12 protein-coding genes are annotated in these 11,539 nt (G+C 39.0%); 7 read left to right on the plus strand and 5 right to left on the minus strand.

The window, feature by feature from the left end; translation table 11 throughout:
• Positions 1 to 42 precede the first annotated feature (42 nt).
• On the minus strand, positions 43 to 1,032 hold the full coding sequence (locus J416_RS09255; protein WP_003469211.1) for a LacI family DNA-binding transcriptional regulator: 990 nt from the start codon (positions 1,030 to 1,032) through the stop codon (positions 43 to 45).
• A 152-nt stretch (positions 1,033 to 1,184) separates the two neighbouring features.
• On the opposite strand from J416_RS09255, the gene J416_RS09260 reads away from it, so the two are divergent.
• The 7 genes from J416_RS09260 (at position 1,185) to J416_RS09290 (ending at position 8,718) form a co-directional block, all read left to right on the plus strand.
• Positions 1,185 to 1,478: a hypothetical protein gene (locus J416_RS09260; protein WP_003469214.1), complete on the plus strand. Its 294-nt coding sequence runs from the start codon at positions 1,185 to 1,187 to the stop codon at positions 1,476 to 1,478.
• 98 nt (positions 1,479 to 1,576) lie between these two features.
• A complete protein-coding gene (locus J416_RS09265) occupies positions 1,577 to 3,301 on the plus strand; it encodes an ABC transporter ATP-binding protein (RefSeq protein WP_003469216.1) in 1,725 nt (574 codons plus the stop codon).
• A 479-nt stretch (positions 3,302 to 3,780) separates the two neighbouring features.
• The gene (locus tag J416_RS09270) at positions 3,781 to 6,069 is read left to right on the plus strand and encodes a ribonucleoside-diphosphate reductase subunit alpha (RefSeq protein WP_003469219.1); all 2,289 of its coding nucleotides are present in this window, start codon (positions 3,781 to 3,783) and stop codon (positions 6,067 to 6,069) included.
• 53 nt (positions 6,070 to 6,122) lie between these two features.
• On the plus strand, positions 6,123 to 7,172 hold the full coding sequence (locus J416_RS09275; protein ID WP_003469222.1) for a ribonucleotide-diphosphate reductase subunit beta: 1,050 nt from the start codon (positions 6,123 to 6,125) through the stop codon (positions 7,170 to 7,172).
• A 28-nt stretch (positions 7,173 to 7,200) separates the two neighbouring features.
• On the plus strand, positions 7,201 to 7,641 hold the full coding sequence (locus J416_RS09280; protein ID WP_003469225.1) for a flavodoxin domain-containing protein: 441 nt from the start codon (positions 7,201 to 7,203) through the stop codon (positions 7,639 to 7,641).
• A gap of 55 nt (positions 7,642 to 7,696) precedes the next feature.
• Positions 7,697 to 8,140 carry a small multi-drug export protein gene (locus J416_RS09285; protein ID WP_003469228.1) on the plus strand — a complete coding sequence of 148 codons (444 nt, stop codon included), beginning with the start codon at positions 7,697 to 7,699 and terminating at the stop codon, positions 8,138 to 8,140.
• Positions 8,141 to 8,274: 134 nt separating this feature from the next.
• The gene (locus tag J416_RS09290) at positions 8,275 to 8,718 is read left to right on the plus strand and encodes a DUF2269 family protein (protein WP_003469233.1); all 444 of its coding nucleotides are present in this window, start codon (positions 8,275 to 8,277) and stop codon (positions 8,716 to 8,718) included.
• Between the two features lie 84 nt (positions 8,719 to 8,802).
• On the opposite strand, the gene J416_RS09295 is transcribed toward J416_RS09290, so the two are convergent.
• The 4 genes from J416_RS09295 to J416_RS09310 all read right to left on the minus strand — a co-directional run bounded on the left by J416_RS09295 (position 8,803) and on the right by J416_RS09310 (position 11,369).
• Positions 8,803 to 9,612: an urease accessory protein UreD gene (locus J416_RS09295; protein ID WP_003469243.1), complete on the minus strand. Its 810-nt coding sequence runs from the start codon at positions 9,610 to 9,612 to the stop codon at positions 8,803 to 8,805.
• Positions 9,599 to 10,231: an urease accessory protein UreG gene (gene ureG / locus J416_RS09300; RefSeq protein ID WP_003469246.1), complete on the minus strand. Its 633-nt coding sequence runs from the start codon at positions 10,229 to 10,231 to the stop codon at positions 9,599 to 9,601. Before ureG ends, J416_RS09295 begins: the two co-directional genes overlap by 14 nt.
• Positions 10,232 to 10,250: 19 nt before the next feature.
• Positions 10,251 to 10,859, minus strand: a complete 609-nt coding sequence (locus tag J416_RS09305) for an urease accessory protein UreF (RefSeq protein ID WP_003469249.1) — start codon at positions 10,857 to 10,859, stop codon at positions 10,251 to 10,253.
• 66 nt (positions 10,860 to 10,925) lie between these two features.
• Entirely contained in the window at positions 10,926 to 11,369 is a 444-nt protein-coding gene (locus J416_RS09310; RefSeq protein WP_003469252.1) for an urease accessory protein UreE, read from the minus strand.
• Positions 11,370 to 11,539: the final 170 nt, after the last annotated feature.

The raw sequence follows: 11,539 nt of genomic DNA on the forward strand, positions 1-11,539 counted from the left end.
ACATGGATTTATGGAATCGATCTCATGTCAATTTCAAATTTATCATACACTATCACGTTTTAAAAGTCTATAGTTGTGCATTAATTTTTTTTGAGGACATTTTCCGTTGATCGCTTCTAACAATAATTCGGTAGCTTTCTCCCCTGCTTCTTCATTTAGAAAATCAATCGTCGTAAGGCTTGGCTCTATATATTGTGACAATGTCGAAGCGCCTGTTGTGGCAATCGCTATATCTGCGGGTATTTGTAGCTGGTGTTCTTTCATACATTGCATGGCACCAACGGCCATACGATCCGTAACGACAAATACTGCATCTGGTGTTTCATCAGTTGATCGCTCAAGTATCGTTTGCATCGCTTGATACCCTGATTCAATGCTGAAGTCACCGATTTGCACCCAGTTCTCATTCATTGGCAGTTGATGTTTTTTTAGTGTGTCCTCATAAGCTTGTTTACGGATTTGGCCAACAGCTGGATCACTAGGGTCAACACCGATAAAGCCAATACGCTGATAATGCTGTTCGATAAAATATTCGATCATTGTTTGTGTCGCTTCGTAATCTGGATAAGTAACCGAAATCGTTTCCGCTATCTCTTGTCCCAATACTATAATCGGGACGTTGGCTTCTTCAATCGCTTGGATTAACGCCGGTTCTTGATTCGTCCCTAATAAAAGAATGCCATCGACATGACGTGATTGTAACAATCGGATAAATTCAATTTCTTTTTCTGACTCAAGTGAAGTGTCCGTTAATAACATTTGGTAATGATTCGATTGTAATACTTTATTCACACCCGTAATCACACGACTCGCTGTTTCAGTACTAATTTTAGGTAAAATGACACCAATTACACCTGATTTTTTCGTACGTAACGATTTGGCAGATTGACTCGGTAAATAACCTGTTTCTTCAATCGCCTTGGTAATTTTTTGGGTAGCGTCTTCACTTACGTAACCATTGCTATTTAAATAACGAGAAACGGTCGAACGACTCACTCCCGCTAATTTCGCTATATCATTAATCGTCGTCATAAGTCTCTCCTCATTTTCATCGTGTTCATCTCATCTTCCACTTTTATTCTATAGAAATTTGGTGAAAAAGGAAAGCCTGTCATTGCATATTCTTCTCACGACAAGCAAAACTAACAGACAAAGCACAACTTTACTTAGGAGGAAACAATCGTATGACAATTGAAGCACTTTGGGTGATCGCACTTCTAACCGGTAGTTTGATTGTTTGGTTAAAGCACTGGCCATTATTACTCGTCCAAGTCGCAATAGGTATCGGGATTTATTTTCTAGACGGAGTATTTCTTACCATAATCATGATTGGACAAATTCTTTTTGGCCTATGGATCTTATATCGCTTGTGGCAAGCAGTCGATTATAACTATGACTTAGAATTAGAAAAAACACATCGTATTCCGCAAAAGCATACAAAAGGCGGGCAAGATGGTACGCGTAACCATTTTTTATAGACACATCGCTTTCATCAATTCGTCACTTCTTTTCTTCCATAGAACACGAATTTTTTGCTATAATGATTTCGTTCATTTGAGGAAAAGGAGATCAAGCGATGTTACAACAATTTTTTTCATATTATAAACCACATAAACGCCTATTTATGATTGACTTTGGCAGTGCCGTCATTGTCGCAATTTTGGAATTGGCTTTTCCACTAGCCGTTCAATGGTTAATCGACGAATTACTGCCTGGGCGTGATTGGGGTATTATTATTACGGTTAGTATTCTGTTATTTGCCGTTTATCTATTAAGTACGTTGTTACAATTTATCGTTAGTTATTTGGGGCATAAGCTTGGGATTAATATCGAAACCGACATGCGGGAGGAACTCTTCACCCATGTCCAAAGGCAATCATTTCGCTTTTTTGATAATACAAAAACAGGGCATATCATGAGCCGAATTACAAATGACTTATTTGATATCGGTGAACTGGCCCATCACGGCCCAGAAGATGCATTTATCGCCGTCATGACGTTTGCGGGAGCTTTTGGAATTATGTTCACTGTTAACCCTTCCCTCGCATTAGTTGCCTTAGTAATGGTTCCTATACTAGTTGCACTCGTCACTTATTGTAATAAAGCTATGAATCGAGCATGGCGAGAAATGTATCAAAAAATCGGAGATGTCAATGCTCGCGTAGAAGATGCTGTCTCAGGGGTTCGCGTGGTTCAATCTTTTACAAACGAAGACTTTGAAATCTCTCGTTTCCAGAAAGATAACGGACTGTTTCGACGGACAAAAATTGCTGCTTATAAAGTCATGGCTGGAACAAATTCAAGTATTTATATGACGACACGTTTATTGACACTATTAGTATTAGTATTTGGCGCTTGGTTAGTCATCAATCAAGAACTACAATACGGCGAACTCGTCAGTTTTGTATTATATACGAACGTGTTAATTAAACCAATTGATAAAATTAGCGCACTACTCGAAATTTATCCGAAAGGAATGGCTGGGTTTCGCCGTTTCCGTGAAATGATTGCAAAAGAACCGGACATTCAAGATGCGGAAGACGCAGTATCGGTTGATAAATTAGAAGGGCATATTCAATTTGATCATGTTACGTTTTCCTACGATGAAGAACAAACGGTATTGGATGATATCAATGTCACCATTCATCCTGGTGAAACAGTAGCTTTTGTCGGTCCATCCGGGGCAGGGAAGACGACGATCTGTTCGTTAATTCCGCGTTTTTACGATGTAGATCAAGGGACAGTGTCGATTGATGAAATGGATATCCGTCAGATGACAAAGCAATCTCTTCGCTCACAAATTGGCATTGTTCAACAAGATGTATTCTTATTTACTGGTACAGTTAAGGAAAACATTGCGTATGGCAACCAGAACGCTAGCGATGAAGAAATTTATGAAGCCGCACGAAAAGCACACCTCGATCAAGTGATTGAAAATTTACCGAATGGATATGACACACAAATTGGTGAGCGGGGACTAAAACTATCAGGTGGTCAAAAGCAACGAATGGCGATTGCTCGCACCTTTTTAAAGAATCCACCTATTTTGATTCTAGATGAAGCAACATCTGCTCTAGATACGGAAACGGAGCGTTTGATTCAACAATCGTTAGATGATTTGAGTCAGCACCGGACAACACTAGTTATCGCCCACCGTTTAGCGACCATTCGTGATGCAGATCGCGTAGTCGTAGTGACAGAGGACGGAATTGTCGAACAAGGGGCTTATCAAGAACTACTCGATCGCAACGGCGTATTCGCACGCTTACATGCGATTCAATATAATGAAGCACAGGAATAAGCAATCATTGCTTTTTTCTGCCTTCATATATTGAATCATAGTCATGACAGAAACGTACAAACTGCCATCATGGGAAGATGATCACTTTTCTTGAAGTCATTTGCTTGTATTGATAGAATAATAGTTCCTCTGTTTGTAGAAAATTCACATGTCGCAATGTGAATCATTTTCATTTCTATCTTAACTTAAAATTAATACAAAAGTCCCGCTACTCTATCATTTACTGAGGAATCAACTTTCGACAAACTTGTTCCTTTCATTTATATAGAAATAGATGTTTTTAGCTATTGTAAAACTAAAATAAATACGATAAAATACAATATATAGTGATAATTTAATAAAAAACATCAACATATGGTGTTCGATAATCCTATCGTTAAAAGCGGTCATTACGCTTTTTATCAACATACATCAAGTACTATATCTATCATCGCTCTATTTTATAAGGGCGCTTTTATTATGTATATGGAGGTTTTTACATGACAACAGAGGTAAAATCAATTAGCCAGACCGTCACAGATGCTTTAGAAGAAGCGGAAAGAAAGTATGGTCTTGACACAAAGGATTTACAAAAACGCATTGAGGAAACAGCAGATACCAATAAGGATTCCACACAAGAAGCGCTCTTTTATGCGTTAAATCGGATCTCCATGGATCAGCCAGACTGGACATTTGTTGCTGCTCATTTTCGCTTGCGCCAACTTTACCAAGAAGCCGCAACGAATCGAAACTATGATGCCGATCAAAAATACGGAGATTTTTATTCGCTAATCGACACTTTGACGAGCTTTGGCATTTATGGACAAGAACTATTACATTCATATAGCAAAGCAGAAATTGATGAACTCGGTCAATCAATCGCACCTGAACGCGATGATCTATTTAATTATATCGGCCTTTTCTTATTATCAGATCGTTACTTAGCACATGATCATGAACGCAATTTATATGAACTGCCACAAGAACGTTTTATGATTATTGCGATGACATTAATGCAAAACGAAGCACCTGAACAACGAGTAGAATTAGTAAAAGAAGCTTACTGGGCACTCAGCCATTTATATATGACTGTTGCGACACCAACTCTATCCAACGCTGGTAAAAGTTATGGGCAATTATCCTCTTGTTTTATTGATACAGTTGATGACTCGTTGGATGGTATTTACTTAAATAATTGGGATATCGCACGCTTAAGTAAAGACGGCGGTGGCATTGGCATCTATTACGGTAAGGTTCGTGCACTTGGCTCTGATATTAAGAAATTCAAAGGAAACTCTTCAGGTGTCGTTCCTTGGATTAAATTAATTAATGATACAGCAGTTAGTGTCGACCAACTTGGTCAACGTCAAGGAGCAGTTGCCGTTTACTTAGACGTATTCCATAAAGATATTATGAATGGCTTCCTTGATCTAAAAACAAATAATGGCGATGAACGCCGCAAAGCACACGATATTTTCACTGGTGTATCATTACCTGACTTATTTATGGAACAACTCGATGTTACTGATGAGAACGGAAAGAGTATTGGTGAATGGCATACGTTCTGTCCACACCAGGTCAAACAATTTATGGGCTGGAAAGATGAACATGGCAACCCACTCGGATTAGAAGACTTCTATGACGAAAATGATAAGAAATATTTCACTGAAAAATATTGGGAAGCAGTGAACCATCCGCTTCTACCGAGAAAAACGTATCGTGCAATGGACATTATGGCACGCATTATGGTTGCCCAACTTGAAACAGGCACACCATATATGTTCTACCGTGATGAAGTAAACCGCCAAAATCCAAATAAACATAAGCGCGGAACAGGTAAAACATCCATTTATTGCAGTAACTTATGTACAGAAATTGCACAAAACATGTCGCCAACTACTATTTCTAATGAATATGAAGACGAAGATGGCAATATTGTCATTGTTCGCAAACCTGGTGACTTCGTTGTTTGTAATCTATCATCGATCAACTTACCAAATGCTGTACGCGCAGATGTGATGGAACGACTCATCAACATTCAAGTACGCATGTTGGATAATGTCATTGACTTAAATACGATTACTGTTGGACAAGCGCAAACCACTAACAAAAAATACCGTGCTGTCGGATTAGGTACATTTGGATGGCATCATCTTCTTGCACTTGAAAGTATCCATTGGGAGTCTGATGAAGCCGTTGACTATGCAGATAAATTGTATGAGGATATTGCTTATTACACGATTAAAGCCTCTATGGAATTAGCCAAAGAAAAAGGCGCATTTTCAGAATTTGAAGGATCTGAATGGCATACTGGGAAATATTTTGAGCGCAGAGATTACACATCGGATCGCTGGAACAACTTACGCGAAGACGTCGCAGCAAACGGCATTCGCAATGGCTGGTTAATGGCTGTTGCACCGAACTCTTCAACAGCAAAGATCGGTGGATCAACGGATGGTATCGACCCATTATATGCTGTTGAATATGCTGAAGAGAAGAAAAATTTCAAATTTAAAGTTACTGCACCTGACTTAGATCACGTGACTTACAATTACTACCGCCGTGCTCGTCATGAGTTGGATCAAGTGTGGAGCATTCGACAAAATGCCAAACGTCAACGTCACGTGGACCAAGCCGTTAGCTTTAATTTCTATGTTCGCCATGACATTAAAGCAAAAGAACTGTTAAACTTACACAAGGAAGCATGGAAGAATGGACTGAAAACGACGTATTACGTTCGCAGTACATCACAGACTGAGATTGAAGAATGTGAAGCGTGCCACAGCTAATTCGTGGCACCTTGTTTCTTCGATTTTTCGAACATTGAAGGAGGAAACCGTGCATGTCACAAATGGACCAACCCTTATCAAAAATTAAACTGTTAAACCCCACTTATCCAAATAAATCGACCGGTATTATTAATGGAGAATCTTCTGGATTACTAAATTGGAATGATATTGCTTATCCGCAAATGTATGATCTCTATCAAACATTGCTTGCGAACTTTTGGAAAGCACAAGAGATTAACATGCAAGATGATATTAAACAGTGGGAATATCTAACAGAGACTGAGAAAGATGTATTCTTGCGCATTAATACACAGTTAGCATCATTAGACAGCTTACAAACGCCAACGATGACAGAAGTTATGGATTACGTAACCGATTCGAGTTTCAAAGCGATTTTTGCTGTCATTTCACAACAAGAAGCTGTTCACAATGAATCGTATTCTTATATCTTAAGTTCACTCGTTCCGTTACGTGAGCAAAATGAACGATTTGACCAGGCGAAAGAAGATCCCATCGTTAGAAAACGAAATCAATTAATTTTAGATCGCTATGAAGCATTTCGCCAGCATCCATCACCGCAACGTCTATTTGAATTAGCGGTCAACTCGATTAATTTAGAAGGCATTTATTTCTATGCTGGATTTGCCTTTTTCTATCATTTAGCCCGTCAACAAAAAATGGTAAAAACGAGCTCTATGATCAGCTACATTCAGCGCGATGAGATGCAACATGCGTATTTTGTGTCCCAGTTCGTTCGTATTTTACTAACAGAAAACCCAGAACTCAATACGGAAGAAAATATCAATTACGTTTATCAGACGGTCGATAAAGCTGTGCAGTTAGAGAAAGAATGGGCCGATTACATCTTAAAAGATATTGATGGCATTGACCTTGAAGAGTTCCATGGCTATGTAGAATACCTCGCGAATAAGCGATTCCGTCAGCTGGGTCTCGATAATTATTATCCTGCACGCGAAAATCCAATGCAGTGGATTCAAGTGTTTAGTGATGAAATGATGAACGAAACAAAATCCGATTTCTTTGAGCAAAAGTCGAGAACGTACACGAAAGTATCTTCATCAAACGGATTTGACGAATTGTAATTTATAATATAGGAGGACTGATCAAGCGATGAAGGCAGCCATTATATACACATCGGTAACTGGAAATACCTCAACGCTAGCCGAGTTAATTCATGAACGGATGGAAAGTCGTGGCATGGAGACAGACCTCATCCCAATTCATGAATTCCGTCCTGGACAGTTATCTCAATATGACATCATTGCCGTTGGAACATATACTTGGGATAATGGTGAACTTCCGCTTGAAATGGAAGACCTATATGAAGCATTTGAAACCGAAGACGTGAAACATGTAACAACTGGTGTATTCGGAACTGGTGATAGTTTCTTTGCCCACTATTGCGGCGCTGTCGACCTTTTTCGAGATATGCTATTTGCACAAACGAGTCTCGCTGTTACACTAAAAGTCGAATTAACACCACAGCAGACCGATCTCGATCGTTGTGATAAATTCTGTGATCGTTTAACGCGTGAGCTTATCCTTGTATAAGTTGGTGCTCCTAAAGCATCAACTTTTTTTCTGTAACTAAAGGAGGAATCATATAATGTTAGTCGAATATCTTCTCGTATTTCTTGGAGGAGCGATACCCTGGTTTGAGATATTAGTTGTCATTCCTTTAGGTGTTTTTACTGGCCTGAATCCAGCTCTTGTGATATTAATTGGCATTGTTGGCAACTTATCGACATTGATACCGTTAGTCATTGCTTTTGAGAAGGTAAAAACATGGATCACTGATAAAAGCGATTCCAAAAAACAGTCCAAACGATCTGCGCGAGCGAAAATTATGTGGAACAAATACGGCCTACCGGGAATGATCATGCTTGGACCTGTTGTTCTTGGCTCTCACCTTGCTGCATTTATTGGGATGACACTTGGATCATCGAAACAAGCGGTATTGATCTGGTCAACGATCGCGATTGTCATTTGGGCACTTGTATTAGGAATTGCGACTGCACTCGGATTTGAAGCCTTTGTCCCTAAGCAATAATATTTTTGCGAAAATGACCATCATTTTGCGATTTTGAAAATTTTTTTGCGAAATTAGAAATAATTTTGCGAAAAACAAGATATTTTTGCGACAGGCAGATGATATAGCGATATTCGAAAAAGTAGGTGGACGCAGTGTATGAAACATTGGTGATTGTTCATATTTTCTCCGCGATTATCGGTGTTGGTCCTGGATTTATTCTCACAACGATTGTAAAGTCAGCGCAAACCATTAACGAGATTCAATTTGCATTCTTTCTCAAAAGAAAAGTGCATAATATTGTTATCTCTGGTGGTAGCTTCATGTTACTGACAGGTATCGCTATGGGCATCCTTAAGCCAAGACTGTTTCAAGAAGGATGGTATCTACTAAGCTTAGTGCTCTATTCCATTTCGTTTCTAATGGGACCAACCGTGTTAAAACAGTATACCAAACCGATCAAAGAACTTCTCGCACAACAGCCAGAAGAAATACCAACTGTCTATCACGAGTATATAAAAAAATTATTAATAGCTGAATATATAGTAAATACACTTCTGATCATCATTATTCTTCTCATGATCACAAAGCCATTGTAAAGACACTGGGACAAAGGATTTTTAAGTCATGAAAACCAAATGTTAGCTGATAACATACGAATTTCCTTTTGTCCCAGTCTCCTTTCACTGACCATTTATCCATTCTGATAATGTATCCATTTCTTGTTTGATGACAGGTAAATGGTTCGATAGCCAACGGATTAAATACCCGCGTTCATGCAGCTTTGTTACACTAGATTGATGACCTTTCGTCTGACGTAACTCCGATTGAATCAATTCTTCATCAAAGTTTATATTCGGTCCGATGACCCAAACACTACCTACATACTGATAAGTTTCCATCACACCTAGTGCAGCTATTTGCTGGTGTGATGGATTTAAACGAACAGCATCATAAGCTAAACAATCTTCGCCTGACCAAACTTGAAACTTCGTGTGACACTCCTGAAACTCAAATGATTCACCCCGCTTGTCACGACCAGGATACAAAATTTCCTCCCACCAAACCGAAGCCGTTCGGTCCATGTCGATCGATATATCACTATGAAACCGAGCATCTGTAAAAGGAATCACCTCTTCTCGCTTCCACTCGAGAGATGACCCTTCTTCTAAATGAATGTTGACGACTTGCTGACTCGGTTGCTTGTTAAAAGATGGATAAATCTTGGTCGCCGATTGCGGATGTAGTCGAACTTGTGCCCCTTTTTCCAAATAAACGCCAAACGTATTTCGGTCACCCGCAACCATTCCACCCGAAGATTCCATTAAATAAACGGTTGCTCTATGAGAATCATCCAAATATAATGCGCGACTTGCCTTGAGTGGCGGTTGATGATAAAGATCTGTCATGACAGTCTTACCTTGCTTTGAAGCAAAATGCATATCCAGTTTACCGTTACGTTGGGGATGTTCCACTTGATTAGCTGCCAGCATGTTCCGTTTCTCCACTTCCTTCTAATAACATGTCATGCTGAATCCATTCAATGACTTGATCGACGCCATTCCCACCTCGCACATTAGCAAAAACATATGGTCGCTCTTTCCGCACAACACTGGCATCCTGTTTCATTTTTTCAATATCCACACCAACATAAGGAGCCAGATCGATTTTGTTAACGACTAATAAATCCGAACGTGTAACACCAGGTCCGCCTTTACGTGGAATATCGCCACCTTCTGCGACATCAATTACATAAATATAGCCATCAACGAGTTCAGGACTAAATGTTGCCGATAAGTTATCCCCACCACTTTCTAATAAAATCAAATCAAGGTCATGAAATCGTTCCTTTAATTGATCAATCGCTTCAAAATTCATCGATGCATCTTCACGAATCGCTGTATGTGGACAACCGCCTGTTTCCACACCAATAATACGATCATTTGATAAAATACCTTGTTTCATTAAATATTCGGCATCTTCTTTCGTGTAAATATCATTTGTAATAACCGCAACATTATAATGATCTACCATGCGTTTCGTTAATTGTTCAGTTAATGACGTTTTTCCTGAACCAACTGGACCTCCGATACCTACAATAACAGGTTTCATATATCATTCTCCTTTCACATTACGAAATAAATAATCTTGATGGTAAAAATTTATGATTCATGGATGCAAGCTCTAGCCCAATGGCATGATTGGACAAATCACTTAATGAACGGTTCAATGTGATTTGTGCACCCTTTTCCATTTCCGGTATTAAGCGATGAATGACTTCGATACCACCCTTTTGTCCTAATGGAATCGCCCGCACAGCATTGTGTACTAAACCAACTGTTGATGAATAGATGAACGTTAACAATGTCGTATATACATCAAATTCCATATCGTACGTGTACAATGTATAAGCCATTGGAAAATGTCCATAAATTCGCTGGTTCCGAAATAGTTGGTACCATTCATGCAAATTCTCTGTTTCGTGAACAGGAAGGATCGCCTGCAAAAATTGTTTTCCTATCATTCGACTTGCTTTACGTGTTTCCTCTGCATTTTTACTAGCATCACATATTTTCTCTAATCGGATGAGGCTGTGCCAATCTTTGTGCGCGAGCGATTCATAAGCTTCTTTCACAAAAATGCCATCTGTATAACTAATATTTTCATGAATGTACATTTGTAAAAACTGAAACAAATCTTCTTTTGTTCGAATCTGATCTTCTTGAATATAAGTTTCCATCCCAAACGAATGGTATAACTTCCAATCGGAAAAGCCGAATCATGAATATGCATTAAATACAAAAATTTAGTGCTGATGCCCTCGGTACTTAAATGGTTGTTTAAATCTGTGTTCGGTCTGTTCATATGTGACACCTACTTCTTCGAATAATCGCTCGAGCGTCTGATCATAGCGAACGATGATTTGGTTTTCTGTAATTAAGCATGGGGTGTGTCGATTTCCCAATTCAAAAGCGGTTTTGCCCATTTCGACGATTGATTCGGGATACGCGACGAATGCTTTTTCTTTTTTCGTTTGAATCACAATTTGTCGTTGTTCATCTTGATAGACAATATCACCAACCGCTAATGGTTGTTCTTGTTCCAGCGCAATCGCAACATCCGTTCCTTTGTCCGTTTTCTTTCGTAAGATTCGTTTATTTAATTCATCCCAATCTAATTCGATAAACTCACGATTCAGATGACTTTCCTGTTCTTGTTCAATATTTCCGATCACTTCTTTCGTTAACATTGATAAGCCCCCTTTATTGATCCATTGATCATTGATTTGACGATGCTTTGCAAAGTTAGCTGAAGCCGAGCCCACGAAAACTGAGCATTTTATCAACAAAAGCTTTTCTTAAAAGGCTGTTTTCGTAAACTTTGTTGTTTTAAGATGATTCGCTATCGGCGAATGCTTGC

Origin of the sequence: Gracilibacillus halophilus YIM-C55.5, from assembly GCF_000359605.1 — a bacterium.
GTDB classification, from domain to species: domain Bacteria; phylum Bacillota; class Bacilli; order Bacillales; family Amphibacillaceae; genus Gracilibacillus; species Gracilibacillus halophilus.

Coding starts and splice junctions, on each gene's coding strand:
- J416_RS09255 (WP_003469211.1), bottom strand. CDS start 1,032: ATGACGACGATTAATGATATAGCGAAATTAGCGGGAGTGAGTCGTTCG.
- J416_RS09260 (WP_003469214.1), top strand. CDS start 1,185: ATGACAATTGAAGCACTTTGGGTGATCGCACTTCTAACCGGTAGTTTG.
- J416_RS09265 (WP_003469216.1), top strand. CDS start 1,577: ATGTTACAACAATTTTTTTCATATTATAAACCACATAAACGCCTATTT.
- J416_RS09270 (WP_003469219.1), top strand. CDS start 3,781: ATGACAACAGAGGTAAAATCAATTAGCCAGACCGTCACAGATGCTTTA.
- J416_RS09275 (WP_003469222.1), top strand. CDS start 6,123: ATGTCACAAATGGACCAACCCTTATCAAAAATTAAACTGTTAAACCCC.
- J416_RS09280 (WP_003469225.1), top strand. CDS start 7,201: ATGAAGGCAGCCATTATATACACATCGGTAACTGGAAATACCTCAACG.
- J416_RS09285 (WP_003469228.1), top strand. CDS start 7,697: ATGTTAGTCGAATATCTTCTCGTATTTCTTGGAGGAGCGATACCCTGG.
- J416_RS09295 (WP_003469243.1), bottom strand. CDS start 9,612: ATGCTGGCAGCTAATCAAGTGGAACATCCCCAACGTAACGGTAAACTG.
- ureG (WP_003469246.1), bottom strand. CDS start 10,231: ATGAAACCTGTTATTGTAGGTATCGGAGGTCCAGTTGGTTCAGGAAAA.
- J416_RS09305 (WP_003469249.1), bottom strand. CDS start 10,859: ATGGAAACTTATATTCAAGAAGATCAGATTCGAACAAAAGAAGATTTG.
- J416_RS09310 (WP_003469252.1), bottom strand. CDS start 11,369: ATGTTAACGAAAGAAGTGATCGGAAATATTGAACAAGAACAGGAAAGT.